Origin of the sequence: Acuticoccus kalidii (assembly GCF_021556395.1) — a bacterium.
Lineage (GTDB): Bacteria > Pseudomonadota > Alphaproteobacteria > Rhizobiales > Amorphaceae > Acuticoccus > Acuticoccus kalidii.
Genome location: NZ_JAKGCS010000006.1, coordinates 31,852 through 58,695 on the forward strand (window position 1 = coordinate 31,852; position 26,844 = coordinate 58,695).

Here is a 26,844-nt window from a genome sequence, read left to right on the forward strand (position 1 = left end):
CAAATCAATGGAGGCGCGCCGCCTCTTCCATATCGTGGAAGGGGCGGCGCGGTTTGCATTGGGCGCACGCGAGGGCCATGAGTGCGACGGCCCTTGCGCCGCCCACCACCTCGGAAAGACCGTCATGAGCATGTCGACCATCTACGGAGCGCTCGGAATCGCCATCCTGTTGGAGGTGATCGGGACGTCGATGTTGCAGCAATCTCAACAGTTTACGCGTCTCGTTCCGACGGTGATCATGGGGCTTTGCTATGCGGGCGCGTTCTATTTTCTGTCGGTGTCGCTGAAGGTGATCCCGATCGGTGTCGCCTATGCGATCTGGAGCGGGCTCGGGGTGGTGCTGATCTCGCTCGCCGGCGTCGTGCTGTTCCGCCAGACGCTGGACCTCGCGGCGGTCATCGGGCTCGGCTTCATCGTGGTCGGTGTCGTGATCGTCAATCTCTTCTCGAAATCGGTCGGCCACTGAGGGCGGTGGTCGCCCCGCGCGCGAGGCGGGTTCGGGCGCCGGCGCCGATCCGGCCATAGGCGGAGACAGGACGGCTCGCGATCCGCGTCTTCATCCTTTATGAAACATGCTTGCCGGCATATTGTCAGGCAGACGAACAAAAGACCTGACCGTGGCCTCATTTCTCTTAGACGCGCATCGTTCGGCCCTCACCATGAGCGCGCGGGCGGTGTTTCGCTGCCTGGTCGAGGCCGGTCCGGCGACGCGTCCGCAAATCGGGCAGACGCTCGGCCTCTCGCGCCCGACCATGTCCGCAGCGACCGCAGAGCTCGAACGCCTCGGCTATATCGAGGTGGTCGGCGCCGTGCAGGGGGCGCTGGGGCGCAAAGCGGCGCAATATCGTGTCGGGCCGGGGGCGGGGCACGTCATCGCCGTCGATGCCGGGTCGACGCATGTGCGGGTGCGCGTCGCGACGCTCGACCGGCAGCTATTGCACAGCCGCGTGCACCGCCTGTCGTCGAGTCATTTCCTGATGAACGAGGAAATCAGCGCCGCCGTCGCCGACGAGGTGAACGCCGCGATCCACGAATGTCGTGCCGATCGCGGGCCGCTGCGGGCGATCGGCATTGCGCTGCCCACCCGCGTCGTCGGCCCCGATCAGGATCACAGCGCGACGCGGCAGGATATCCTGTTCAGTCACTTCACCCCGCCTGACGGGGTCGACATCGTGCTCGAGAACAACGTCAATTGCGCCGCCGTCGCGGAGCGCCATCATGGGGTCGCGAAAGGGCGCGAGACGTTCGCTTACGTCCAGATCGGCCTCAAGATCGGGATGGGGCTCATCCTGTCCGGCCAGCTCCTGCGCGGCCACAATGGCGCGGCGGGCGAAATCGGGCATCTCACCTTTCCGTTTGCCCCCGGCCTCGTCCCGGAGCCGGGCGAGGTCGAGCGCTATATGGGGACCGAGGCGCTGATGGGGCGCGTCCGCGCCGACTGGCCGGCGGATGGCGGGCCGGTGCCGCAGGACGCGGCCGATCTCGTCGCCCGCGCCGAGGCGGGAGAGCCGGCGGCTTCGGCCCATATCGCGCGTCATGCGGACGATATCGGTGCGCTCGTCGCCGCGTGCGTCGCGGTGGTCGATCCGGGTCTCGTGGTGCTCGGCGGTGGGCTCGGCGCGGCGAAGCCGCTGCCCGAACGCGTCGAGGCGGTGGCGCGGCGCCTGTCCTATCCGGTCGAGGTGGTGAGCACGGGGCTCGGCGTCGACGCGACGGCCCTCGGTATCGAGAAGCTGGCCGTCGACCGGGCCCTTGTCGGCCTTCTCGGCGAAGCGGCCTGATTCCGCCCAACAACCCGAAGAGCCCGAACCGAACGGCGGAAACACCCGCCGACGGCCGTTTTCGCCTGTCCGGCTATTGTCGCTGACAATTTGTTTGTTAGAGTGCCTAACGAAAGAGGGTGATCACTCTCTTGGGGTGGGTGGAACTGATAGGAGACGAGATGAAGACGAGCACGAGACTGCAGTCCGGCGTCGCGGCGTTGGCCCTGATCGCCGCGGGCGTCGCCACGCCAGCGCTCGCCCAGGACGTCACGCTTGAATACTGGGTCTATTCCGACTTCGCTCAGGGCGACGCGCTCGCTCTCCAGCAAGAGTTCATTTCCGAGTTCATCGCCGAGCATCCCGGCGTCACGATCAACATCACCGGCAAGGGCGACGACGATCTCACCGCCGGTCAGGTCGCCGGCGCCGCGAGCGGCACGCTGCCGGACGTCTTCATGAACGCGGCCGGCGTCGGCGCGCAGCTCGTCTCGGTCGGCGCTCTGTCGAACCTTTACGATCAGTGGATGGCGATGCCGGAAGAGTATCGCGCCCAGTTCGACGAGGACGCGCTCAACATCTGCATGCCGAATCCGGGCGAACTCTACTGCCTGCCTTATACCGGCTTCGGCTCGCTCCTCTTCCGCAATCTCACCGTCCTCGAAAAGGCCGGCATCGACACCACGACGCCGCCCGCGACGTGGGACGAGTGGCTCGACCAGATGAAGACCATCAAAGAGGCCGGCTTCTACGGGATCCCGGATCAGACGCTGGTCTTCAACTCGATCGCTGCGACCTATGCGATGGCCGGCGACGAAAGCAATTGGGGCATCGACTGGGAGACCCGCACGACCAAGATCGACCCCGAGGTCATGACCAAGGTCCTGCAGATGTTCGTGGACATGGTGCCGGTCAACAGCGGCACCAGCCGGAACGATCAGGCGACCAAGGATCTCTTCATCTCCAATCAGCTCGCCTATCACGCGATCGGCCCGTGGGTGGATCCGACCTACCGCCAGGCGGCCGAGAACGGTCTCGATTACGATTATGTGCTGCTGCCGAGCGTCCGCGAGGGCGATCATGGCGGGATCAAGAGCTACGAGATCATCGGCGTCGCGCCCGGCGACAATCAGGAGATCGCGTTCGAGTTCGCGGCCTTTATCACCGAAAAGCAGCAGATGGTCCGCTGGGCGAAGCTTCTGTCGCGCTACAACGCCAATGCCGCCGCGATGGCTGACCCGGAGGTCGCCGATCTTCCGCTGATCGCCCGCTCGGTCGAATCCGTGAAGTACGCGCTGCAGACGCATCCGCCCTATTTCGTCGACACGGTGCCGAATTGTTACCTGTCGACCATCATCGACTTCGCCTCGGCCACGGCCGACGGGGAATATACCCCGGAAGAGGGCGCCAAGGAGATGATCGACGAGCTGAATTACTGCCTCGAAGGCTGATCCTCGCTCGATCGTCCCTGCAACGATGATGCGGCCGGCAGGCGCCGGCCGCTCCCAACAAGGAACCTGCATGCCAGCGCGCCGACACCTGCCGCATTATCTGATGGTGGCGCCGTTCGTCATCCTGTTCGCGGTCTTCTTTCTCTACCCGATCGGGAGCGGCCTCTTTTACAGCTTCCATGACTGGAATGCGGTGAAGCCGGCGACCTTCGTCGGATTCGACAATTACGCGAGGATCCTGTCCTCCCGTGATTTCGAGCGCGCGATGTGGAACCTCGGCACCTATATCATCATCACGGTTCCGCTCGGGATCTTGGTGGCCTTCGGTCTCGCGTTGCTCGTCGACAGCTTTACCGGCGCGTGGGGCGCGTTCTTTCGCGGCGCATACTTTCTGCCGGTGGTGCTTCCGGCCTTTCTCGCCGCCACGATCTGGCGCTGGATCTACACGCCCAATTTCGGCCTGCTCAACATGATCCTCGGTTGGTTCGGCATCGAGTCGATCAACTTCCTGAACGACACGAGCACGATGCTCTATTCGTTGATCGCCGTCGATATCTGGATCTCGGCGGGGTTCAACATGGTCATCATTCTGGCCGGCCTGAAGAATATTCCGTCCGAACTCTACGAGGCGGCGCGACTCGACGGAGCCAACAAGCTCCAGCAGGTCGTCTACGTGACGATCCCGATGCTCGGGCCGGTGCTCTTCTTCGTCATCACCTACGGGCTGATCTCGGCGATGCAGGTGTTCGACAAGCCGTGGCTGCTCACCGGCTCCTCCTTCACCTCCTATGGCGGCCGGCGCAATGCGTTGCTCTTCCCGGTGATGGACATGATGGGTCGCGCGTTCGGCGCGGTGAAATTCGGCGAAGCCGCGGCCTACGGCTTTCTCCTCACCATCGCGATCGTCTTCGTGACGGCGCTGATGTTCCTCGTTCGCAATCTGAGGGCCCCGCGATGAGCGTCGCCGAAATCGCCCCGGCGCTCCCGCGCCGCCGCAAGGTGCGTGTCTGGACCGTCCTGCGCTGGATGCTCGCGTTCTTCATCGCGTTGATCGCCATTCTGCCGGTCTGGTGGATGGTCAACGTCGTGTTTTCCAATCCGGGCGAGCCGGTTTCGATCAATCCGCGCCTCTATCCGACCTCGTTCCAGGACGGGATCGACAAGATCTACATGATCTTCACCGAGACCGACTATCTGCACGCCTATCTGATCTCGCTGCTCTACGCTCTCTTCACCATTGCGGGCGTTCTGCTGTTCGGGTCGATGGCGGCGTTCGAGTTCGCGCTGTTCGACTTTCCGGCCCGCCGGATTCTGTTCGCGATCATCATGCTGTCGCTGATGGTGCCGGCGGCGGTGACGATCATCCCGACCTATCTGCTGACCGCCCAGCTCGGCTGGCTGAACACGATGCAAGGTCTCGTCGTGCCGGGTCTCGCGTCGGCGTTCGGGTTCTTCCTGCTCGTCCAGTTCATGCGCTCGATCCCGCGCGACATGATCGAGGCCGCCCGGCTCGACGGGGCGAGTCACTTCCAGATCTACTGGCACGTCGTGCTGCCGCTCAGCCGCAACGCGCTGATCACGCTCGCGATTCTCACGTTCATGCAGACCTGGGGCAACTATATGTGGCCCCTCATCGTCGCCCCCAGCCCGCACATGTACACGGTCGGGCAAGTCGTGGGCCTCTTCAACTCGCCCTATTCCCACCAAACCGTCGATGTCGTCATGACGGCGAACCTTCTCGCCGCCGTACCGCCGCTGATCTTCTTCCTGATCTTCCAGCGCCGCATCGTCGAAGGCATCGCGATGTCGGGAACCAAGGGCTAAGGGCGACCAGGACAGACAATGGCTTTTCTCGACATCAACTCGGTCACCAAGACCTTCGGCCCCGTCCAGGTGCTGGAGGACGTGAACCTGTCCATCGAACGCGGCGAGTTCGTCGTGTTCGTCGGCCCGTCCGGCTGCGGAAAATCGACCCTCCTGCGGATGATCTCCGGCCTCGAAGAGGTGACGGCGGGCACCATCGCGATCGAGGGCGAGGTGCTCAACGACGTGGAGCCCGCGCAACGCGGCGCGGCGATGGTGTTCCAGTCCTACGCGCTCTATCCGCACATGACGACCGCGCAGAACATGTCGTTCGGCCTGCGCATGGCTCGCAAGGCGAAGTCGTTCATTCGCGCGCGGATCGACGAGGCGGCGGGGATTTTGCGTCTCGAGGCGCTGCTCGATCGCCGGCCGGGCCAGCTCTCCGGCGGACAGAAGCAGCGCGTCGCGATCGGCCGGGCGATCGTGCGCGAGCCGCGAGTCTTCCTGTTCGACGAGCCGCTCTCCAACCTCGACGCGGAGCTGCGCGTCAGGATGCGGGCCGAGCTGATGGACCTCCATCGCCGCCTCGGAACGACGATGATCTACGTGACGCACGATCAGGTCGAGGCGATGACGCTCGCCGACAAGATGGTCGTGATGCACGCCGGCAAGGTGCAGCAGGCCGGCCGCCCGCTCACCCTCTATGACGACCCGGACAACCGCTTCGTCGCCGGTTTCGTGGGCTCGCCGACCATGAATTTCATCCCCGCCAAGGTCGCCGGCGCCGACGCGTCGACCGTCCGTCTGTCCGCGATCGGCGGAACGGCCGAGGGCGCGCTCGCCTTCGCAGGCTTCGACAGTGCCGTTGCGACCGTCGAGATCGGCGTGCGGCCGGAACACATGCGGGTCTTGGCCGACGGCGAATCCACCGACGCCCCCGTGGTGCTCGACGCCGACGTCGTGCTCGTCGAGGAGCTCGGCGACGTGACGTATGTCCATCTCCATCTGCCGGACGGAACGCGTCTCATCGCCCGCGCCGAGCGGGGTCTCGATTCTCATGAGGGGCGGATGCGGGTGGTGCCCGACATGAAGCGTGCGTTGCTGTTCGGGCCGGATGGGGCCCGCCTTCGCCCGGCCGCTTGGACCGCGGCGGCCTGATCATGGAGCAGTCTGGAGCGACGCGCCCGCTGATCGTCGGCATCGACATCGGCGGGACGAAGACGCACTTGCGCGCGATCGGCCCCGACGGCGAGCGGGATCTCGTGGTGCCGAGCGTCGAATGGCGCTGCCGCGAGTGGGGCGAGGACGCTGCGCGCCTTCTCGCGATGGTCGACCGCTTCGTCGAAGCGGCGCCGGTGGCCGCGATCGGCGTCGGCGCCCATGGATGCGATGACGGGGCGGAGTGCGAGGCTTTCCTCGCCGCCTTCGTCGAGCGGACGCGCACGCCGATCTCGGTCGTCAACGACGCCGAATTGATGCCGCTCGCGCTCGGGCTTCACGGCCAGATCGGCGTCGTCGCCGGGACCGGCTCGATCGCCGTCTGCCGCAAGGCGGGCGGGGAGATGATGGTCGCCGGCGGCTGGGGCTGGATCATCGGCGATGAAGGCAGCGCCGCGAGCCTCGTGCGGGAGGCCGCCCGCGCCGCCGCGCAGCACTTCGACGCCGGCGGCTCGCGCGACGAGCCGCTCGTCGAGCTGTTGTTCGACGGTCTCGAGGTGCCGCACGTGCCGCGGCTCGGATCCGTCCTCGCCGCGCTCGGCAGTGCGACCGCCGTCGGGCGCCATGCCGAGATCGTGTTTCAGGCGGCCGATCGCGGCTCAGAGCTCGCGCACCGGGTGATCCGCGAAGGCGGCGCCGCGCTCGCGATGCTGGTGCGCCATCTCCAGACGCGCGGCGCACCGGCCGACACCGTGGTCGCCGGCGGCAGCGTGATCGTCGCTCAGCCGCTCTTGTGGCAGGCTTTCGCCGATGCGGTCACCGTGACCTGCGAGGGGGCGATCGTTCCGCGCCTCTTCAGCGGCAAGCCCGTCGAAGGCGCCTGCCATCTCGCCGCCTCCCTCATCGCCCCCTCGACCGGTACGGCCGGCACGGGCGGCGTCCGCCAAGGGCTTCGGATTTGATCGAAAGAAGGATGCTTCCGTGAGTTACCGTTCCACCGTCGCGCGCCAGAGCGAATCGCTGGCCGACACCCTCGAAGCCGCGAGCGCCGAGCTCGCCGGCATGGATCTGTCCGCGCTCGACCGGCCGGTCATCGCGATCACCGGCATCGGGGCGAGCTTCGCCGCCGCCGTCGTCGCCGCCGGGGCGTTCCAGGCGGGCGGCCGGCGCGCCTTCCCCGTCCGCTCCGATGACATGACCCACGGCTACGATCTCGCGGACGCGGTGATCGGCCTGTCCCATCGCGGACGCAGCGTCGAGACCGTCGCCGCGCTCCAGAAGCTGCCGAACGCGAAGCGGATCGCCGTCACCAACGACCCGGAAAGCCCGCTCGCCGAGGCGGCCGATTTCCACGTTCGTCTCAACAATGGCAGCGACGCGACGCCGTCGACCACCGGCTACACCGCGACGCTCCTCGTCGCCGGCCTCATCCACGACAAGCTGCGCGGTGTCTCCGGCGGCGACTGGGCGAACCTTCCGGCGGCGGTGAAGACGGTGCAGGCCGCCGCCGCCGCGAAGATGGATCGTCTCGGCCGCCTGTTCGCGACGCGCCGTGCGATCGATTGCGTGGGCGCCGGCGCAAAGCTCGGCACCGCCGACGGCGCGTCGCTCCTCATCCGCGAGGCCTCGCGGATTCCGGCCTCGGCCTACGACACGCGTCACTATCTGCATGGCCCGATGGAATCGATGGACGCCACCACGGGAGTCGTGATCTTCGGCGCCGGGCGCGAGATCGAGCTCGCCCGCCATCTCGACGAGATCGGTTGCCCGACCCTCCTCGTGACCACCGACGGCTCGGTCGAAGACGGGGACAAGCTCACCGTGGTCCATGTGCCGGCCATGGACGACATCATCGCCCAGGGCATCGTCGACATTCAGACCGCCCAGCTTCTCGCCGCGGAGCTTTCCGACGCTGCGGGCCTGACCGACGTGAAGTTCCGCTATAAGATGAAGGACACGAAAGTTCCCAAACCCGAATCGGCCTGAGCGAACATGATGGACACGGCGTTCAACACCGACCCGATCGAGGGTCTCGAAGTCGGCTACGACATTCCGGCGAAACCGGGCATGGCCGAGAGCGAGATCCAGACGCCGTGTCTCCTCGTCGATCTCGACGCGCTGGAGCGCAATATCGTCCGCATGGGCGAGCATCTCGCCCGCACCGGGATGCGCCTGCGCGCCCACGGCAAGATGCACAAGTCGGTCGACGTCGCGAAGCTCCAGATCGCCATGGGCGGCGCCGTCGGCGTCTGCTGCCAGAAGGTGGCGGAGGCCGAGGCGTTCGTGCGGGGCGGCATCTCGGACGTCTTGGTGTCCAACCAAGTTCGCGGCGCGCAGCGGCTCGACCGGCTCGCCCGGCTTCCCCAGCGCGGCGCCACGGTGTCGGTCTGCGTCGATGATGTCGCGAACGTCGCCGAGCTGTCGGAGGCGGCCGTGCGCAACGGCACGACGCTCGGCTGCCTCGTCGAGATCGATTGTGGCTCCGGCCGCTGCGGTGTCGCGACGCCCGAGGCGGCGGTGGAGATCGCCAAGGCGGTCGATGCCGCGCCGGGCCTCACCTTCGAGGGCATCCAGTCCTATCAGGGCCGGATGCAGCACTTCGCAACGCACGCCGAGCGCGTCGCCGCCTTCGCCAAATCCGAGGCGATGACGCGAGCCGTGGCCGACGCGTTGACGGCGGCGGGCCTCGCGCCCCGGCTCGTCTCCGGGGGCGGCACCGGCAGTTACATGCTGGAATCGGCGTCAGACGTCTACAATGAGCTCCAGTGCGGTTCCTACGCGTTCATGGACGTGAGCTACGGCCGGATCCTCGACGAGGCGGGCCATCGGCTCGATGCGGGGACGTGGGAGAACGCCCTTTTCGTCTTCACCTCCGTGATGTCGCATCCGGTGGCCGATCGCGCCGTGTGCGACGCGGGCCTCAAGGCGCTGGCGATGGATTCGGGGCTGCCGACGGTGTTCGGCCGAACCGATGTCGAATATGCCGTCGCCTCCGACGAGCACGGCGTCATCAAGGATCCGTCCAACGCTCTCAAGGTCGGCGACCAGCTGCGTCTCGTCCCTGGCCATTGCGACCCGACCTGCAACCTTTACGACCATTATGTCGCCGTCCGCGACGGCCGCGTCGAAGCGCTGTGGCCGGTGTCGGCCCGCGGCAAGCTGTATTGAGGCGGGCGCAGCGAAGCCCCGTCCGCCGGCCTAGTTTCGGTCCCTCAACGCCCGCGCAGAGCCGCGAGGGACGGATCGCCCGGATTGTGGCGCTCGGCCTCCGCGAGGACGGCCATGGCGGCCTGCGTGCCCTCGGTCGCGGCGGCGATGCGGACGAGCATCGACCACGCGTCGACGCGTTGCGGGTCCATCTCGACCGCCTTTTGCAGCGCGGCTTGCGCGGCCGGGATGTTGCGCATCGCAAAGGCCATCCCGGCGAGCTGCAGATGCGTCTCCGGAAAATCGAGATGCGCGGCGAGCATCGCGCGCCACTCTCCCATCGCGCGGCCGAGATTGGCGCTCGCCACTTGTGGGAGGCGTGCGATCGGGGCGCCGAGCAGCGCGCGCGCCGTCTCGACGCGGACGCTGCGCAGGGGATCGGCCAGCAGCGACAGGAGCCGCGGGACGCCGTCGGTCGGCGGCGCGCGTTCCTGGGCGGGGACCGCGGCGCGGCGGATCAGCGGATCGTCGGCATCGAGATAGCGGGCGAGGTCTTCGGCGAGCGTCGCGTCGGCCACCTGGCCCAGCATGTCGAGCGCGGTCGCGCGGACGATCGCAGGAGCCGCGTCGTCGCCAATCAGAGCGCGCAGGTCGGCCGCGGCGGCGATGGGGTCGAACCGCCCGGCGGCGAGCGTCGTGCCATAATGCGGACCGCGATTGCGCGGATCGGGATAGCGGGCGGCGATCTCTGCCGCGGCCCAGGCCGCGTCCCTGTCCTGATGGCAGGTGGTGCAGGCGTCCGGCGCGCCGGTCATTGCCGCAAGGTCCGGGCGCGGGATGCGGAAGGAATGATCGGCCCGCCAATCGTTCCCCATATAGACGTGCTCGACCATATGGCAGTTCTTGCACGCGGCGCCGGCTGTGTCGGGCGTGTGGAAGTGGTGGGCGGGGCTGTCATAGTCGGCGAGGCGGAGCGTCGGGAAGGCCGGATTGCCCGCTTCGTTGTGGCATTGGGTGCAGACCGCATTGCCGCTCGCGCGCAGCCGGGCGCTGTGCGGATCGTGACAGTCGACGCAGGTCACGCCCTTGGCCGCCATCTTCGACTGAAGTAACGAGCCGAGGACATAGACCTCGTCGAGGATCTGCCCGTCCGCGTGATAGAGGCCGGGCTCGAGCAGTGAGAGACCGTAGGCGTCGCCATAGGGCGTACCGGGGAGGGGGCTCGCATCGTCGAATGCGTGGCGGCGGGAATGGCAGCCGCCGCACATGTCGATGGTGGCGTCCAGATCCTTCGTGATCCGGCCCGCCGTGAGACCGAAGGGATTGGTCCCGGCCGGCGGCGCGGTCCCCTTGGTCCACGCGATGTGCGCTTCGCCCGGCCCGTGGCATGCCTCGCAGCCGACGCCGATCTCGGCCTGGCGCGAGGCGTAGGTCTCCGTCTGCGCGTCATAGTTCGCCTCGTAGCCCGTCGCGTGACAGACGGCGCAGCGCGCATTCCATGTCTTGTAGGGGCCGGTCCAATGAAAGGCGTTGCCCGGCGCGAGCCCCTGGTCCGGGTAGAGATGGAACCATCCGCCGCGCTCGGTGTCCCAGACGACGTCGAAGCTCTGGAGCCGCCCCGGCTCGGTCTCGAGGAGATATTGCTGGAGCGGTTCGATCCCGGCGACGGAATGGACCGGGTAATCCCGCACCGAGCCGTCGGCCTCCGTCACGGTGACGAAGAAGCGTCCGTCGGGGTCGATCCGAAAGCGGGCGCTCATCGTGGCGTCGTCGAAGCGGGTGCCGTCGAAATCGGCGACGATCGTCTCCGGCGAGGGGGGCGTCCAGGCGCGGGCATGGTGGGAGGGCGCCCACGTCGCGGCGACCTCCTCATGACACGTGGCGCAGGCTTGCGAGCCGACATAAGCGGGTGCGGTCGCATCCTGTGCCGCCGCGGGCGCCGCGAGGAGCGCGACGATCATGGAGAGACGTCGGACCAGCGGTGCGAGGGCGAATTGCAAATCGGCGTCCTTGTGAGAAGCGGTCACGTGGGCGGCGTGCGCGGTGGGCGCACGCCGGTTCTTGGCGCGGCCTATTGGGCGGCCGGCGCGGAGTTCAACTTCTCCATGACCTGATCGAGGCTGAAGCTAGCCGCCTTCTGCCGAGGCGGATACTCCTTGAAGGTGTCGAGGAATTTGGCGACGACCTGCTGCGCCGGGACGAGGAAATAGGCGTGGTCGAGCAGCCAGTCATAATAGGTGTTGGAGGTGCGATAGGAGCGCTCATAGGGATCGCGCCGGAGGTTGAAGATCAAGGGAATGCGCAATTCCGTCATCGGCTCCATCCAGGCCCGTAGCGTTGCCCACGCGGTCTGCTCGAGGAAGACCAGTTTCCAGTCCCACAGACGAAGCGCCATCATGTCGCCATCGTCCGAGAAATAGAAGATCTCGATGCGGGGGCTTTCGTCGGTTTCACCCGTCAGCATCGGCAGGATGTTGTAGCCGTCGAGGTGAACCCGATAGTCGCGACCAAGGGCGTCGATGGTCACGCCGTTGAGGAGGTCTTCCTTCACGTGGTCGTTGCCGGCCATCGCGAGGAAGGTCGGCAGCCAGTCCATGTGATGGACGATCTGGTTGTTGACCACGCCCTCTTCGATATGGTCCGGCCAGCGCACCATCGCGGGCACGCGCCAACCGCCTTCCCAGTTGGTGTTCTTTTCGCTCCAGAAGGGCGTCATTCCGGCATCGGGCCAGGTGTTCATGTGCGGCCCGTTGTCGGTCGAGTAGAACACGATCGTATCGTCGGAAATGCCGAGTTCGTCGAGTTTGTCGAGGAAGCGGCCGATGTGCAGATCGTGCTCGATCATCCCGGCGCTATATTCGTCGACGGGGTGTCCGGCGATGTCGTTCGCCCGCTGGCGCATCTCCGGCGAGACGTGCGTGCGAAAATGCATTCGTGTGCCGTTCCACCACACGAACCAGGGCGTGCCCTCCCCGGTCTTGCGCTCGATGAAGTCGATCGCGGCGTCGACCGTCTCGTCGTCGATGGCCTCCATGCGCTCGCGCGTGAGGGGGCCCGTGTCTTCGATCTCTCCGCCCGCGATGGCGTGAAGGACACCGCGCGGACCGAAGCGCTCGATGAAGGTTTGGCCGTTTGGAAGCATGAGATCGGCCGGATAATCTTCGTTCTCCGGCTCTTCCTCGGCGTTCAGGTGATAAAGGTTGCCCAGAAATTCATCGAACCCATGGTTCGTGGGCAGATGTTCGTCCCGATCGCCGAGATGGTTCTTGCCGAATTGCCCGGTCGCATAGCCTTCGCCTTTGAGAAGGCCGGCGATCGTCGGGTCTTCGATGCGCATGCCGAGCTCGGCGCCCGGAAGGCCGACCTTCGACAGCCCCGTCCGGAAGACCGATTGGCCGGTGATGAACGACGAGCGACCGGCGGTGCAGGATTGCTCACCATAATAGTCGGTGAACATCATGCCGTCTTTCGCGATTCGGTCGATGTTCGGCGTTCTGTAGCCGAGCAGCCCGAATGTGTAGGCAGAGATGTTGGATTGTCCGATATCGTCGCCCCATAGAACGAGGATATTCGGTTTTCCCGGTCCGTCGGACGCAGTCTGCGCCACGGCATCGCCGGTCCACGCGACGAGCGATAGAGCAGCCAGCCCGATCGCGATTGTGTTCCGATCAAACATCGAGGCCTCCTCCCGCTGGAAAATTGCGTCATGCACGCCTCTGTGCGGCGTGTCGTGGCGTAATTGCCGCCGGGGAGAATAACCTAAGCTTGTGTGATCGCGGCACGAATTCGAGCAATTTTTAGAAATATTTTTAGTATTGGAGAAGGCTCAAGTTTCGCTCGCGCTGTGTGCCGATGATCTGCTCAAAGCGAGCCACCGCCTGCGAAGACCGCGCGGCGCGACCGCGCGGCTGACGCCGGTCATCCGAGGCACGAGCCGGGCGCGTCCGTGCAAGACGGGGCTTTTCGTATCGCACATGCGTGTGCTTTGACCCCCTTGCTGGATGTCAGCTGATAGCTTACATTCGGCTCATGGCGATCAAAACCTTCCGCTCCAAACCGCTTAGCGACCTTTGGGAGAAGGGGAATACTGGTAAGATCGACAAACGCCTGCACGATCGGATCCTTCGTCGTCTTGACCAGCTCGACGCTGCGTTAAAGGCGGATGATATGAACCTGCCGGGTTTTGACTTCCACGCCCTGCACGGGGCCGACCCCGCGCGCTACACGGTGCACATCAACGGTCCGTGGTGCGTGACGTTCGAGTTCGAAGGCGGCGACGCCTACCGCGTTGATTTCGAGCAGTATCACTGAGGAGCGTGACGATGACTGAGTACACTGCCATTCGCAATCAAGACCGTTGCCCTTCGCATCCTGGCGAGATCCTGCGCGAGGACGTTTTGCCGGCGGCTGGAAAGACGAAAGTCGAGATCGCTCGGATGCTCGGCATCTCGCGGCAGCATCTCTATGACATTCTCGACGAGAAGAAGCCGGTCACGGCGAACGTCGCCGTACGGCTCGGGAAGCTGTTCGGGAATGGCGGTGGCGTGTGGCTCCGGATGCAGGCCGCCTATGACCAGTGGCATGCGGAGCGCGAGGTCGACATCGCTGCGATCCCAACGCTGGAACGCGCGTGAATCAGATACGGATCGACGACATCCCGAGTCGTCCGTCCAAATGGATAAGGACGCTGTAAAACGCGTCACGGCGTTGGATTGGTCAAGGGCTTAACCCCTTGAAATAATTGGTGCCGGCTGAGGGACTCGAACCCCCGACCCCCTGATTACAAATCAGATGCTCTACCAACTGAGCTAAGCCGGCCCCGGAGGCCTCCTTATCAGGCCGGGACGGGATGGCGTCAACGCTCCGGCATTGCCTTGGCCAGCCAAATGAGACAGGGTTTTTTCCACAGTGAGGAGGATGTTGCGAATGGTGCTCGGACGTTGTGTCGTGGTCGCGTGTCTCGCCCTTGCGGTGATGTGTGTGGCGACCGCCTTTGTTGCACCTTCGCCGGCGGTGGCCGCCGATCTTTATGCCGTCCAGCGCGGGCACGATTCGCGTGGCCAGCCGCGCTATTATGGCCTGTCAGAGCCGTGGGCGACCAGCTCCGAACGCCCCCCTCGGCGGGGGGAGTGGTTCGTCACCGCCCCCATTTCCCCGCGCGTCAATTTCCTCGTTCCGATGGGCAAGGCGTACCTTTACGCCAAGCCTGAACCCTGGACTCCGGCCTGGTTCAGCTATTGCACCTCCAAATGGCCGAGCTTCAATCCGAACACCGGAACCGTCCAAACGCCCGATGGCGTCAGGATGTGCTTCTGATTTTTGCTCGGCGTTGCGCCATTGCAACGCCGGCCCCGGAGCCCCGATCGGTCGATGAGATTTCGGCGCCGGCGTCCATTCGGCGCCGGCGTTTTCGTGTCGCGTCCGCGGTCCGTCAGGCGGTGCGTGGGATCGCGCCCGGTGGCGTGGTGAGAAGCCGCTCGTTCGCCGCGTACAGCATGATCGCCGCCGCGTTCGACACGTTGAGCGAGGCGAGTGCGCCCGGCACCTCGATCGCGGCGGTCACGTCGCAGGCGGCGGCGACGCCTGGCCGCACGCCCTTGCCCTCCGCCCCCAGAACGAAGGCCCAGCGCTCCGCCGGCTCGAGCCCGCCGAGCGGCACCGCGGCCTCGCTGTCGAGCGCTGCGACGCGGAAGCCGTAGCCTCTCAGTGTCTCGATCGCGCGGCTCAGATTGGTGACGACGGCGATGTCGACGAGATCGAGCGCACCGGACGCCGATTTCGCGAGAACCCCGCTCTCCGAGGCGCTGTGACGCTTTGTCGTGACCACCGCATCGGCGCGGAAGGCGGCTGCGGAGCGCAGGATCGCGCCGACATTGTGCGGATCGGTGATGTGATCGAGGAGGAGGACGCATCGCGCCTCGCGCAACGCCTCGATCTCGAGCATCGGCAAAGGCGACACATAGATCGCCGCGCCCTGGTGGACGGCATCGGCGCCGAGGAGCTTGTTGAGGGCCCTGACGTCGATTTTCTCCACCGCCGGCTTCAGCGGCAGCGGCTCGAGGCGCCGCATCGCGTTCGGCGTCGCGACGAAACGGTGAACGGTCCGTCGCTCGTTGGCGAGGGCGGCCCGTACCGCGTGCAGTCCGAACAGCCAGTAGGGCTCATTGTCATCCATGTGGTGAGATTTCCGTCCGATCGTTGACTTCGCGTCCAACCCCTTTTATCACGCCGCTTCGAAACGGCCCGGAGGGGTGCCCGAGTGGCTAAAGGGGGCGGACTGTAAATCCGCTGGCTATGCCTACGTTGGTTCGAATCCAACCCCCTCCACCAACCCTTTCCCCCAAAGTCGAACTCCACACAATCCGCAACGTCATCGCCCCCGGCGAATCAGCCTGGTCGCGGCGCTTCGTTCGCGCTCCGTCGGCGGTCTTCCGCCGTTCCTGAGGACGGTTCCGATCGCGTGGGTGACGCCGTTCGGGCCTCGCCCGGCAGATCGGTTCGATGGGGGGAATGGTACGGCGTTGGTCGGCGGCTTCGGAAGCGGCCCGAGGCGGCGATGTCGCGATCGGCAGGGGAGTGACGCCGAAGCGTCACGGCAAGCGTGCTTGAGGCGCCCCAGCGTCCGCCGCCGGCCTAGGCTGGCGCGCGGCATATCGCGCCGACCGCGCGAGTGCGGGGCGGCGTTCCCTCAGATGCGACCGAACGGGGCTTCGGATAGGACGGGCCGACGGGGCCCGTCCCGCCGATCATGTCAGGCGACGGCGATGCCGCCTTTATAGACCGCCCTCAGATGGTCCGCGAAGGCCGGGAGGACGCCCGCGTCGAGCGGGTTGGCGTCGAGCACCGCAAGGTCCGCCTGCGCGCCCTCGACGATGCGGCCGATGTCCTTGCGGAAGACGAGGTCCGCCGCGTTGCTCGTTGCCGAGCGCAGGAGATCGGCCGGCGGCACGACGTCGGCCCGCAGCGCGAACTCGTCGAGCTGGTAGCCGTGCATCGGGCCGAGAAGGTCCGTGCCGTAGGCCATCGGGACGCCGGCGCGATAGGCCATCTCCACCGCCTTGATGCCGCCGTCCAGAACCTGGCGGATCTTGTCCATCCGTCCCGGCGGGAAGCCCGACGCCTCGCCGACTTCCGACAGCGCGCGGAAGCAGGAGAGCGTCGGCACCAGATAGGCGCCGTGCTCCTTCATCAGGGCGACCGTCTCCTCGTCGAGGAGATTGCCGTGCTCGATGGAGCGGACCCCGTTCCGCACGCACCGGGCGACCGAGCGCGCCGTGTAGGTGTGCGAGGTGACGTAGAGGCCGGCCATCTCGGCCTCGTCCACCGCGGCGGCGATTTCGGCCTCGGAGAACTGGTCGGAGGTGATCCGGTCGGTCGGCGAGGAAATTCCGCCATTGGCCATGATCTTGATGTGATGCGCGCCACGGCGGATCTCGTCGCGCGCGGCCTCCCGCACGGCGTCGACGCCGTTGCAGATCCGGCCGAGGCTGACGAGCGCGTAGGATTCGTCCTGGGTGTCGACGCCCATCGGGCGGAGGTCGCCATGCCCGCCGGTCGGCGAGAGCGCTTTGCCGCAATAGAGGATGCGCGGACCGGTGAACCAGCCTTCCTCGACCGCGAGGGCGAGGCCGAACTCGGCGCCGCCTTCGTCGCGCACGGTGGTGAACCCGCGCTTCAACATCCCCCGCAGCACCTCTTGCGAGCGGGCGGCGACGTACATCGGGGACTGGCGCGGCTGCTCGGACAGGTTGGCGCTGTAGGCGGTCGCGTGCACATGGCAGTCGATGAGGCCGGGGATGACGTACCGTCCAGCGAGATCGGTCCGCTCGGCCTCGTCCAGCCGGACCGGGGAGGGGCTGATCTCGCGGATCACGCCGTTTTCGATGACGACGTGTCGATCGGGAAGGACGGTCGCCGCGTCGACGTCGACGACATTGGCGTTTTCGAGAACGGCAATCATGAAGGGGCCTTGTCGGATTCGGTGAGACCGTGGCCGAGATAGAGCTCGGCCATGCGGGTGTCGGACAGGAGCGCGGCCGCCGTATCGGCGAGCACGATGCGCCCCTGGTCGAGGATGTAGCCGCGATCGCTGATCGCGAGCGCCTCGCGCGCCCGCTGCTCCACGAGGAGGACGGCGACGCCCGCCTCGGGCAGCGTGCGGATGAGGGCGAGGATCTTCGAGACGATGGCGGGCGAGAGCGCCGCCGTCGGCTCGTCGAGCACCATGAGCTTCGGCTCCGGCATCAGCGTCCGCGCGAAGGCGACCTGTTGCCGTTCACCGCCGGAAAGGCTCCCGGCCCGCCGCCGCCGCAGCGGCTTCAGCGCGGGAAAGTGCGCGTACATCGCCTCGAGCCGCGCGCGCCGGTCGGCGACGTTCTCGATCACGAGGAGGTTCTCCTCGACGCTGAGAGACGGGAAGATGTTGGCGACCTGCGGCACGTAGGCGATGCCGAGGGCGAGGCGCTTCTCCGCCGGCTGGGCGAGGAGGTCGATGCCATCGAAGCGGATCGTTCCGGCGGTGCGCGGCAAGAAGCCCATCACCGCCTTGGCGAGGGTCGACTTGCCGGACCCGTTGGTGCCGGCGATGGTGACGATCTCGCGCGCGGCGACGGTCATCTCGATGCCCGTCAGGATGTCGATCTCGCCGTAACCGCCGGTGAGATCGCGCGTGGCGAGAAGGGGTTGCGAGCCGTTCACAGGACGCCTCCCATATAGGCCTCTTGCACCTTCGGATCGTCGAGCACCGCGGACGGCGCGCCGGAGGCGATCATCGCGCCGCGGTCCATGACGTGCATGGTCGAGCAGAGGTCGGAGAGGGCACGAAGATTGTGCTCGATCACGAGGAAGCTGTAGCCCTGCGCGTTGAGCTCGCGGATCCGGTCGACGAGGCTGTCGATCAGCACCGGATTCACGCCGGCGAACGGCTCGTCGAGCAGAATCACCTTGGGATCACCCATCAGGACTCGGCCGAGCTCCAGCAGCTTCTTCTGGCCGCCCGAGAGGCTGCCCGACGGCGTGTCCTTGACGGCCGTGAGGTTCAGGAACGCGATGAGATCGGCGACCTTCTCGCGCAGCGCGCGCTCCTCCTCGCGCACCCGCCGCGGGCTGAGAAAGAGCGGCAGGAGGTTTTCGCCGGTCTGGTTGGGGGCGGCCGCGAGGAGGTTCTCGCGGACGGTGAGATGGCGGAATTCGCGCGGCACCTGGAAGGTGCGCCCGAGGCCGGCCCGCGCGCGGGCGACGGGCCCGTCATGGGTGATGTCGCGCCCGTCGAGCATAATCGTTCCGGCGAGGGGCTTCTCGAAGCCGCTGGTGACGGCGAAGAGTGTCGACTTGCCGGCCCCGTTGGGGCCGATCAGGCCGACGATCTCCTTCGGCGGCACGTCGAGCGAGACGTCGTCGAGCACGCGGAAATCGCCGAACGCGAAGGCGACATGGGAGAGAGACAGGATCATCGCTTGCGAAAATCTCCCATCAGCCCTTGCGGACGCAGCAGCGTGAGGAGCACCAGCGCCATGCCGACCACGAAGAGGCGCACCGAGGCCATCTCGACCTCCGTCACGCCCGGCAGGATGTCCCGCACGAACCGGGATCCTTCGAGGAAGAGGACGAGGACGAGGCTGCCCGCGACCGCGCCGAGAATGCTGCCCGTGCCGCCGAGGATCATCGCCATCCAGACATAGAAGGTGATGAGCGGCAGGAATTGCTCCGGCGAGATGTACGAAAAATAGTGAGCGTAGAAGGCGCCGGCGAGCCCGGCGAGGCCGGCTCCGATCACGAACACCTTCACCTTGAAGGTCGCCGGCTCCTTGCCGAGGGCGCGCACGGCGTCCTCGTCGTCTCGGATCGCCTCGATGGTGCGGCCGAACGGGCTTTTCACCATCCGCGTGATCAGCGCCACGGCGAGGAGATTGGCCGCGATGAGCAGCGTCAGAATGAGGATGTTGGGATCGACATCGAGCCCCAGCGCCACCGACATATTCGGAATGGACGTGATCCCGTGCACGCCGTTGGTGATCCAGTCTTCCTCGATGATGGCGAGGCGCAGGGTCTCGGACGCCGCCAGCGTCGCGATGGCGAAATAGTCCGTTCTGAGCCGTTTGGAGAGGAGCGCGACGGGCCACGCGACGAGTGCCGCCCCGAGCACCGAAGCGGGGAGCGAGACGTAGGCGAAGCCGCCATTGGTGGTGATGAGCGCCGTGATATAGGCGCCGATCGCGAATGAGCCGACATGGCCGAAATTGGCGAGGCCGGTATAGCCATATTGGAGATTGAGGCCGATCGTCAGCAGCATGTAGATGAGCGCGACGATCGCCATGGCGATGAGATAAGCCGTCATCGTCAGCGCACCCGCGCCGATAGATTGAAGAGGCCGGACGGCCGCAGGACGAGCGCGAGGACCATGATCGCGAAGCCGACGCCGATCTTGTAGGTGAAGCCGACGAACGGGGTGGACAGCTCCTGTGCGATGCCGATGGTGAGCGCCCCGGCGATCGCGCCCGCGGGGTTGCCGATACCGCCGAGGATCATCGCGGCGAAGGCCGGCAGCAGCGCCTCCCATCCCATCAGCGGCGTGATCACCGTCTTGATGCCGAAGAGGATGCCGCCGAGCCCGGTCACGGCGCCGGCGATCAGCCACATCGCCGAAAGGACGCGGTGCGAGGAGATCCCGCAGGAGCGGGCGAGGTCGGGATTGTCGGCGACGGCGCGCATCCGCCGCCCGAGCGGCGTCACATAAAGGAGCAGAAAGACGAGGACGATCGCGCCGACGGAGGTGGCGAGAATATAAAGGTCCGACGGCACGATGCGCAGCGGTCCGAAGCTGAAGGCGCGGGTCAGCGGGATCGGGAAGACGCGTTGATCGTAGCCGAGGAAGAAGGTCAGCGTGGAGCGGGTGGCGAAGGCGAGTCCGATCGAGGCGACCAGCGCGTACATGCTCGGCCTCCCCTGAAAGAAGCGGAACACGCACAGATAGAACACGAGCGCCAGGAGCGCGCTGGCGACACTGCCGACGATGACGCCGGCGACGATCGAGCCCGCCATCGCGATCTGGCCGGTCTGCGCGGCATAGGCGCCGGCGGTCATGACGTCGCCCGTCGAGGCGTTGGGAAAGCCCATGACGCCGAACACGAGGGTCAGCGCCACGGCGGGCAAAGCGATCACCGCGCCTTCAATGAGACCATTGAAGGCGAGGTTTGCGAACAGGGCGAAATCCATCACTCTAGAGCGTGATCACTTCGGATCGGACGAGTTCGCCATTGCGAATGACGGCCGCCGCGAAGTCGGGCTTGGCGTCGCCGAACTCGTCGAAATCGAGGCGGCTGGACGCGCCCTGATAGTTGATGTCCCCGTTCTTGAGGGCCTCCTTGCCTTCCGCGAAGGTGAACACCTCCGTGCCGCCCGGCGAGGCGACCTCGCGGATCTTGGCGTTGATCTCGGCGATCGAGGCGCCGGGACCGGCCGCTTCGATCGCAAGGCCGAAGGTGATCATCATGTCATAGGCGATCGTGGAGTAGACGCTGCGGGTGAGGTTCGGCCCGGCATTTTCCGCGAACATCTTGGCGTAATGATCGTAGGACGCGGCGCTTTCGTTGGAGATCGAATCGACCACGATCACCCCTTCGAGGACATCCGGCCCCAGCGCCTCGACGAGCTGCGGACCGAAGGCCCAGCCCGGAATGATCCACTTGTTGGTGCCGCCGAGCTGGTACCATTCGCGCAGCAGGATCGTCGTGTCCGGCAGGTAGGAACCGGCGACGATGACGTCGGGATTGGCCGACATCACCCGCTGCAATTCGGAGCGGTAGGACGCGCGGTTCGGCTCGTAGACCACTTCGGCGACGACCTCGCCGCCATCGGCGGTCCAGGCTTCGGTGAAGCCCTCGGAGTTGCCGATGCCGGAGGCGTTGTTGAACGCCATGGTCGCCGGCCGCTCGAAGCCGAACGCGGCGGCCGCCTTGGCGAAGGCCGTGCCGAAAAGGACGTTGCTGGCATTGAAGCGCCAGATGAGGTCCTTGTCGTCGAGCTCGGAGATCTGCGGCGCGCCCGAGGTCACGGCCTGGGGAATGCCCGCCGCCAGCGCGAGCGGCATCACCGCGAGCGACACGCCGGACGACCATGTGCCGAGGATCGCGTCGACCTTGTTCACCTCGATGAGCTTCTTGGCGGCGGTCACGGCGGCGTCGGGCGCGGACTGGGTGTCTTCGCCGATCACCTCGATCATGCGCCCGGCGGCCCCGCCGGCGGCGTTGATCTCGTCTGCGGCCATCACGATCGACGCTTGCATCGCCGGACCATAGGGGCTGCCCGCACCGGAGACGGGGTTGAGTGCTCCAACGATAAACCGGTCACTTTGGGACCAGGCGATCGAGGGCAGACCGAGCGTTCCGGCGATGGCGGTGGCGCCTGCCGACAGCAGCACGGACCGGCGGGTGAAGGGAGTGCCGACCATAGATTTTCTCCGACCTGTTCAACGGCTATGCTTTCGCACTTTCGTAAGAAACGATCCATGCAAATGCCGCGCCGATTTTCCTTATTTTGCCGAAAATTGGCGAACTTTTTTCTGCATTCTGGGCGAAATATCCTCGTGATCGCGAAATCAGGGGCCGAATTCTCGACGAATTTCCTGCAATGTACTGTTGCGGGTGTGCGTCGCGTCGCCCTCTGCGCGATGCGGATCTTGCGCCTCGGTTCGCCTCGTTGCGCCACCTTACCATAATGCGGGTCATCCACTGCCCTGTTGAGCCTCGACGCCGGCGCCTCGCCATCGTCATCGAGCGGGTTTAGATGGTCGGATCAGCCGCGGCGCCCGGGCGGCGCGGATGGCCGAGCGCGATCGAGACGACAGGAATGGGGTGAAGACCGAACCGATGACGACCGACCCGCAAGACATCCTCCGCACCTTCATCGAGGACGAAAGCACCGCATGGGCGGAACGGCGCCAGGGGAAATTCTGGCCGCGAAACCATCATCGGATCACGCCGCTCCTGCGCCGTGCGGGCACCGTCCTCACGCCGGCGGAGACGGGCGAACTCTTCTTCCATCTTCTCCATGTCACGGGCGGCCTGCCGCCGATGCGGGAGGGCGAATTCCCGATGGCGGTCGCCGCCTATGAGCGGCTGTTGCCCGATATCGACCGGCTCGGGATCAGCCAGCTCGCGAAGCGCCACGAGACGTTGTTCCTCTTCGGCTTCGACGAGATGGGCGTGCTGCCGTCCGGGCGCGTGGACAGCGCCAAGACGTTCGCGGCCCGCCGCAAGCTGGTCGAGCACAGCGGCAAATACACGACACTGCCGGCGATGCGCGCGAAGCTCGATTCGTTCTCCGCATTGGGCGAGCACGCGCCGGTGATCCTCGAGACGCTGCGCCATCTGTCCTATATCCACGCGCCGATCACCATCACCGGCCATTATGACGTGACCAACCTTCAGTTCTGGGGAATGGTCCTCGTGGTGCTGCTCGACGATCGAACCCGCGTCGAGCTTCTGCGCGACATGCTGGAACTCGCCGACGCGCTTCCTTGCCGCGAAGACCATATGTCGATCCTCAACGCGACCGTCGCGGCGGTGCGCTCGCGCGTCGGCGCGGACGAGTTCGAGTTTCACGGGCTCGCCGATCGTCTCGGGGCAGAATGCACCGTGCGGCGTGACGCGTCGGAGACCGCCGTCCTCGCCCGCACGCTCGGCCTGCCCTTCGAGGCGGACGAGGACTGGTCCATACGGATCGCGCTGTACGAGGCGGGGGCGACCAAGCGCCCCGTCAACCCGGATCTGTCGATCACCATGCGGCCGCATCCGACGCGCGCCTGGGAAATCCTGCTGCGCTATCCGGGCATCGGCCGCTACAGCGAATGCGACGGCAAGGTGTACTCCAACGAGGCCGACCTCGTGCCGCTCGGGAAGGGCAATCTCGGCCGCCTTCCTGAATGGCTGAAGGAAGAAAGTGCCCGCCTCGGGCTCATTTTCCCGATCGAGGCGGCCCAGATCTCGGTCGGTCGCAAGCGCTCGGCGATCTCGATCCTGAAGCGCTGGCTCGACCGGCCAAACGCCGGCTGAGCCGCGCGGGGCCGGCTAGCGCGGCCGGGGCAGAGGCTCGGGCGGATCGGTTCGCGCCGGCTCGGGCGGCGGGGCGCCTGCACCCGGAGGCGGTGCGGCCTTTGCTGCGGCGGGCGGCGGCGAATCGTCGGCGTCTTCCGATCCGGTTGCTCCGGCGGCGACCGACGTGGACAAGGGTCGCCTGTGGCCGTCGCGATTCCAGATCCGCTCCCAGAGCGGGCGCTCGTCGCGCATCGCAGGCTCGATGATCACCGTGGTCGTCGCGCCACCGACGAGGGGAATCCCCTTCGGCCTCGTCACGAGCTTGATCTCGATCGGCACGCGCTGGGCGAGGCGCACCCATTGAAAGGACGGCTCCGGCGCCTGAAGGAGCCCGCTCGACACGTCCTCCATCACCGCGATGCCCGGCGCGATCCCTTCGACGCGGCCCTCGACCACCTCGCCGTTCGCCATGAACCGCACGCGGGCCGCGTCGCCATGGCGGATCCGGCCGAGCTGGGTTTCGAGGAAGAAGGCGTCGACGCGAAACGAGTCGGTGTCGACGAGCGCGATCACCGGCGTCCCCGTCGAGGCGAAATCCCCGGTATCGGCGGCGAGGTTGGCGACGATCCCGTTCACCGGCGAGCGAAGGTCCGTGCGCTCGAGATTGACCTCGGCGACGCGCATGGCGGCCTCGGCCGCCTTCAACGAGGCCTCGGCCGCTTTGGTCGCGAGATCGGCGTTGATCACCGCGAGGTCGGACACCGAGACGGAGCCCTCACGCTTCAGCGTGTCGTAACGGGAGGACTGCTGGCGGGCGATTTCAAGCTGCGCCTCCGCCTCGTCGCGGCTCGCGTTGGCTTGGGCGAGGGCGAGCTCATAATCGGTCTTGTCGATGGTGAGGAGGATGTCGCCCCGGTTCACGGTCTGGTTGTTTGTCACCGCGATCTCGGTGATCTCGCCCGAAACGCGCGGGGCGGTCTCCACGATGTCGGCGCGCACGTGGGCGTCTCGGGTCCACGGGTCGTAGAAGATGCCGTCCCACAGATAGAGGCCGGCATAGATCGCGCTGATCGTCAGGATCGTCGTGAGGAGAAGGCGGACGATGATCATCGGCTTCAAAAATCCGGTGTGAGCCAGGCGACGACCCCGAGCGTGACGACATAGAGCGACAGGCGCGCGAGAGCCGGGTGAAAGAAGTAGGACCAGAGGCCGAGCCGCAGCATCGCCGTATCGACGAGATACCAGATGAGCGCCGCGATGACGGCGCAGGCGAGGAGGCTCGGATAGAGCATTCCGATGAACGCGATCTCATGATGCATGGGCGCCCTCCGGCCTGCGCGACAATTGCCCCGTGGCGAGGATGGCGGCAAGCAGCTCGCTCACTGCCGCATAACGCAGCGATTCGAGACGGGCCTCCTCGTCGAGATCGGTGCGGCGATAGAGGCGGCGGAGCGTCTCGCGCAGCTCGGCGAAAACGGTCAAGTCCGCGGGGCCGCGCCGAACCTGCGCCGAGACGAGCACGGCCGTACACAGGCGCGGCCCGAACGCGGCAAGGTCCGCCGGCAGATGCCCCGCCGCCTCGATCCGGCGCTGATGATGGAGCTCGCCCGACACGATCATCGCCGCCCGGGCGCGCGTCCGCAGATGGATGCCCGGCGTATCGCTCGGCGCGATGCTGAGGCCGAGATCGACGAGAATGTCGACGAACTGGGCGATCAAGGTGCCGGCGCCGCCGTCGGTGGTGTTCCGCTTCGTGGTGGCCTCGGTCAGGAGCCGATCGGTCGCGCGGCGCAGATGCCGCCGGATCCAGGCGGCGTCCTCCGGAAAGATCACCGTCAACGCAATAATGAGGACGACCGGCAGGAGGGTGAGCGTGATGGCCGTGTTGACGAGCCCCACGGGTTCGAAGACCGGCGTATTCTGAGGCTGGAATCCCACCGAGATCGCGATGACCGACCCGATGGCATAGGGAATATTCTGCGGTCCCTGGGCGGTATAGAAAATCGCGAAGATCGCGCCGCCGAGGATCAGCGCCAGCGCGCCGAAGCCCTCGACATTCGGCAGCAGGATCATGAGCACCATGGCGATGGCGCCGCCGCACCAGATCCCGATGCCGAGCGCCTTCCCGCCGGCGATCCGCGCTTCACGCGGGGCGAGCATCGGGAAGATGAGCGTCACGGCCGTCGCGATCAGCGCGAGGACGAGCCCGTTGGGCCAGGCCGTCGCGAACCAGATCGCCGAGAGCACGAGGAGCACGATGGTCGGCCGCAAGGCGTATTCGAGCGCGCCGAGACGGTCGAAATAGCGTCCGGCGAACGGGGCGATCGGTTCGGCCGGGCGCGACGGATCGACGAGTGCGGCCTCGGCGCGCATCAGCTCCTCCACCGCGAGCGCCATGATGCGCATGCGGAAAAAGGCCGCGCCGACGCGCAACCCGCGGTCGGACAGGTCGCCGCCTTCGGGTGGCAGCACTTGGCGCGGATGGAGCGTTTCGGCGAGTGCCGCCATGTCGTTCGCGGCGGCAAGACGCTGCTCCGCCGAACTGTCGGCGGCGGGAAGGCGCTCGACGGCGGCGGCGAAACGGCGGCGGGCGGCGCTGATATCGGTGTCGCGCGCCTCGTCCGGGACGTGGGTGAGGGCGAAGCGCCCCGTCTCGGCACGGATCGCGAGCTTGTGGAGCGCGAGGGCGACGGCGGTCATGCGCGGACGCAGATGGTTGCGCCGCGTCCGTTCATAAGCGAGCCCCCGCAAGGCGATATTCGCGGCCGACAGGGAGGGGAGCACCGTCGGCTCGTAGGCGACGCCGACCGCGTCCGGGTCGTAACAGAGAATCGCGTGGACGAGCTTGAGCGTCGCCTCGCGCGTCTCGCGCAGCCGCGCGGCGGCCTGGTCGGAGATCGACCGCGGAAAGACGACGAGCATCACGATGAAGGCGATCACCACGGGGATCGCCGTCTCGGTGGTGCGCGCCAAAGCGAGCGTGAAGGCGTTGTCGACGTTCGGCCCGGTGTCGAGGATGATGATCAGCGTCACCAGCGCGCCGCTGCCATAGCCATAGGCATCGAGCCCGCGCTGCATTCGGCCGAACACCGCCGCGATGAACACGAAGACGGCAGCGGCGAGGACCGCGACCTCGCCGGTCTGGCCGAACAGCACCGCGATCAGAAAGCCGGAGAAGCAGCCGAGAAGGGTGCCGAGGAGGCGGCCGGTGGCGCGCCATACGGTCGTCCCGCCGTCGGGCTGGACGATGAAGGGGATCGTGATCAGCGCCCAATAGGTGTGATCGAGGTCAAGGAGGAAGGCGGCGTAGAGCGAGAGGACGACGACGAGGGCCACCTTCGACGCGTAGATCGCCGGCGATGCGGCGAGCCTCGCGCTCGTGGCGGCGAGCCACGCGCCGGGCGCGGTGCGGGGGGCGGCGTGACGGCGCTCGCCCATCGCGCCGCTGTTCGGCGTATCCGTCACCGTCATCGCGGCGCGGGAGTGGGGCGC

General features: G+C 66.5%; 25 protein-coding genes and 2 tRNA genes. 14 read left to right on the top strand and 13 right to left on the bottom strand.

Translation table 11 applies throughout. The features are described 5' to 3' along the window. The first annotated feature begins 124 nt into the window (after nt 1-124). The 9 genes from L1787_RS01515 to L1787_RS01555 all read left to right on the top strand — a co-directional run bounded on the left by L1787_RS01515 (nt 125) and on the right by L1787_RS01555 (nt 9,340). Complete coding sequence (locus L1787_RS01515; RefSeq protein ID WP_235706714.1) at nt 125-466, top strand: DMT family transporter; 342 nt, start codon at nt 125-127, stop codon at nt 464-466. A gap of 193 nt (nt 467-659) precedes the next feature. After that, nucleotides 660-1,781 carry an ROK family transcriptional regulator gene (locus tag L1787_RS01520; protein ID WP_235706715.1) on the top strand — a complete coding sequence of 374 codons (1,122 nt, stop codon included), beginning with the start codon at nt 660-662 and terminating at the stop codon, nt 1,779-1,781. 161 nt (nt 1,782-1,942) lie between these two features. Beyond that, the gene (locus tag L1787_RS01525; protein WP_235706716.1) at nt 1,943-3,211 is read left to right on the top strand and encodes an ABC transporter substrate-binding protein; all 1,269 of its coding nucleotides are present in this window, start codon (nt 1,943-1,945) and stop codon (nt 3,209-3,211) included. Nucleotides 3,212-3,281: 70 nt separating this feature from the next. After that, a complete protein-coding gene (locus tag L1787_RS01530) occupies nt 3,282-4,169 on the top strand; it encodes a carbohydrate ABC transporter permease (RefSeq protein WP_235706717.1) in 888 nt (295 codons plus the stop codon). Continuing rightward, the gene (locus tag L1787_RS01535) at nt 4,166-5,035 is read left to right on the top strand and encodes a carbohydrate ABC transporter permease (RefSeq protein ID WP_235706718.1); all 870 of its coding nucleotides are present in this window, start codon (nt 4,166-4,168) and stop codon (nt 5,033-5,035) included. The genes L1787_RS01530 and L1787_RS01535 overlap by 4 nt, the downstream gene beginning before the upstream one ends. Nucleotides 5,036-5,053: 18 nt before the next feature. Next, nucleotides 5,054-6,172 carry an ABC transporter ATP-binding protein gene (locus L1787_RS01540; RefSeq protein WP_235706719.1) on the top strand — a complete coding sequence of 373 codons (1,119 nt, stop codon included), beginning with the start codon at nt 5,054-5,056 and terminating at the stop codon, nt 6,170-6,172. Nucleotides 6,173-6,174: 2 nt separating this feature from the next. After that, nucleotides 6,175-7,134, top strand: a complete 960-nt coding sequence (locus tag L1787_RS01545; RefSeq protein ID WP_235706720.1) for an N-acetylglucosamine kinase — start codon at nt 6,175-6,177, stop codon at nt 7,132-7,134. A gap of 19 nt (nt 7,135-7,153) precedes the next feature. Continuing rightward, nucleotides 7,154-8,158 carry an SIS domain-containing protein gene (locus L1787_RS01550; RefSeq protein WP_235706721.1) on the top strand — a complete coding sequence of 335 codons (1,005 nt, stop codon included), beginning with the start codon at nt 7,154-7,156 and terminating at the stop codon, nt 8,156-8,158. A 6-nt stretch (nt 8,159-8,164) separates the two neighbouring features. Beyond that, entirely contained in the window at nt 8,165-9,340 is a 1,176-nt protein-coding gene (locus tag L1787_RS01555; protein ID WP_235706722.1) for a DSD1 family PLP-dependent enzyme, read from the top strand. A 44-nt stretch (nt 9,341-9,384) separates the two neighbouring features. Here the strand turns inward: L1787_RS01555 and L1787_RS01560 are convergent, their stop codons facing one another. Together L1787_RS01560 and L1787_RS01565 are read right to left on the bottom strand one after the other, a co-directional pair. Continuing rightward, complete coding sequence (locus L1787_RS01560) at nt 9,385-11,319, bottom strand: cytochrome c3 family protein (protein WP_235706723.1); 1,935 nt, start codon at nt 11,317-11,319, stop codon at nt 9,385-9,387. A gap of 71 nt (nt 11,320-11,390) precedes the next feature. Continuing rightward, nucleotides 11,391-12,995: an arylsulfatase gene (locus tag L1787_RS01565; RefSeq protein ID WP_235706724.1), complete on the bottom strand. Its 1,605-nt coding sequence runs from the start codon at nt 12,993-12,995 to the stop codon at nt 11,391-11,393. A 353-nt stretch (nt 12,996-13,348) separates the two neighbouring features. Between L1787_RS01565 and L1787_RS01570 the strand changes: the two genes are divergently transcribed. Further along, nucleotides 13,349-13,630, top strand: coding sequence for a type II toxin-antitoxin system RelE/ParE family toxin (locus tag L1787_RS01570; protein ID WP_235706725.1), 282 nt, complete (start codon nt 13,349-13,351; stop codon nt 13,628-13,630). Nucleotides 13,631-13,641: 11 nt separating this feature from the next. After that, on the top strand, nt 13,642-13,953 hold the full coding sequence (locus L1787_RS01575; RefSeq protein WP_235706726.1) for a HigA family addiction module antitoxin: 312 nt from the start codon (nt 13,642-13,644) through the stop codon (nt 13,951-13,953). Nucleotides 13,954-14,061: 108 nt separating this feature from the next. Here the strand turns inward: L1787_RS01575 and L1787_RS01580 are convergent. Then, nucleotides 14,062-14,137: transfer RNA gene (locus tag L1787_RS01580), tRNA-Thr, on the bottom strand. Between the two features lie 108 nt (nt 14,138-14,245). Here L1787_RS01580 and L1787_RS01585 point away from each other — a divergent pair. Then, nucleotides 14,246-14,635, top strand: coding sequence for a BA14K family protein (locus L1787_RS01585; protein WP_235706727.1), 390 nt, complete (start codon nt 14,246-14,248; stop codon nt 14,633-14,635). 115 nt (nt 14,636-14,750) lie between these two features. On the opposite strand, the gene L1787_RS01590 is transcribed toward L1787_RS01585, so the two are convergent. Continuing rightward, the gene (locus L1787_RS01590; protein ID WP_235706728.1) at nt 14,751-15,494 is read right to left on the bottom strand and encodes a TrmH family RNA methyltransferase; all 744 of its coding nucleotides are present in this window, start codon (nt 15,492-15,494) and stop codon (nt 14,751-14,753) included. 70 nt (nt 15,495-15,564) lie between these two features. On the opposite strand from L1787_RS01590, the gene L1787_RS01595 reads away from it, so the two are divergent. Continuing rightward, nucleotides 15,565-15,649 (top strand) — tRNA-Tyr (locus tag L1787_RS01595). Between the two features lie 421 nt (nt 15,650-16,070). Here the strand turns inward: L1787_RS01595 and L1787_RS01600 are convergent. Genes L1787_RS01600 through L1787_RS01625 form a run of 6 tightly spaced genes read right to left on the bottom strand, consistent with a single transcriptional unit; the run spans nt 16,071 to nt 21,767 of the window. Then, nucleotides 16,071-17,279 carry a metal-dependent hydrolase family protein gene (locus tag L1787_RS01600; protein ID WP_235706729.1) on the bottom strand — a complete coding sequence of 403 codons (1,209 nt, stop codon included), beginning with the start codon at nt 17,277-17,279 and terminating at the stop codon, nt 16,071-16,073. Then, a complete protein-coding gene (locus L1787_RS01605) occupies nt 17,276-18,016 on the bottom strand; it encodes an ABC transporter ATP-binding protein (protein WP_235706730.1) in 741 nt (246 codons plus the stop codon). The genes L1787_RS01600 and L1787_RS01605 overlap by 4 nt, the downstream gene beginning before the upstream one ends. Next, entirely contained in the window at nt 18,013-18,771 is a 759-nt protein-coding gene (locus tag L1787_RS01610) for an ABC transporter ATP-binding protein (protein ID WP_235706731.1), read from the bottom strand. The genes L1787_RS01605 and L1787_RS01610 overlap by 4 nt, the downstream gene beginning before the upstream one ends. Continuing rightward, a complete protein-coding gene (locus L1787_RS01615; protein ID WP_235706732.1) occupies nt 18,768-19,655 on the bottom strand; it encodes a branched-chain amino acid ABC transporter permease in 888 nt (295 codons plus the stop codon). The genes L1787_RS01610 and L1787_RS01615 overlap by 4 nt, the downstream gene beginning before the upstream one ends. 2 nt (nt 19,656-19,657) lie before the next feature. Next, a complete protein-coding gene (locus tag L1787_RS01620; protein WP_235706733.1) occupies nt 19,658-20,533 on the bottom strand; it encodes a branched-chain amino acid ABC transporter permease in 876 nt (291 codons plus the stop codon). 4 nt (nt 20,534-20,537) lie between these two features. After that, nucleotides 20,538-21,767 (bottom strand): ABC transporter substrate-binding protein, encoded by a 1,230-nt coding sequence (locus tag L1787_RS01625; protein ID WP_235706734.1) that lies wholly within the window; start codon nt 21,765-21,767, stop codon nt 20,538-20,540. 403 nt (nt 21,768-22,170) lie between these two features. On the opposite strand from L1787_RS01625, the gene L1787_RS01630 reads away from it, so the two are divergent. After that, complete coding sequence (locus L1787_RS01630) at nt 22,171-23,370, top strand: hypothetical protein (RefSeq protein WP_235706735.1); 1,200 nt, start codon at nt 22,171-22,173, stop codon at nt 23,368-23,370. A 15-nt stretch (nt 23,371-23,385) separates the two neighbouring features. On the opposite strand, the gene L1787_RS01635 is transcribed toward L1787_RS01630, so the two are convergent. Genes L1787_RS01635 through L1787_RS01645 form a run of 3 tightly spaced genes read right to left on the bottom strand, consistent with a single transcriptional unit; the run spans nt 23,386 to nt 26,823 of the window. Further along, on the bottom strand, nt 23,386-24,462 hold the full coding sequence (locus L1787_RS01635; protein WP_235706736.1) for an HlyD family secretion protein: 1,077 nt from the start codon (nt 24,460-24,462) through the stop codon (nt 23,386-23,388). A gap of 5 nt (nt 24,463-24,467) precedes the next feature. Then, on the bottom strand, nt 24,468-24,671 hold the full coding sequence (locus L1787_RS01640) for a DUF1656 domain-containing protein (RefSeq protein WP_235706737.1): 204 nt from the start codon (nt 24,669-24,671) through the stop codon (nt 24,468-24,470). After that, on the bottom strand, nt 24,661-26,823 hold the full coding sequence (locus L1787_RS01645; protein WP_235706738.1) for an FUSC family protein: 2,163 nt from the start codon (nt 26,821-26,823) through the stop codon (nt 24,661-24,663). Before L1787_RS01645 ends, L1787_RS01640 begins: the two co-directional genes overlap by 11 nt. Nucleotides 26,824-26,844 lie beyond the last annotated feature (21 nt).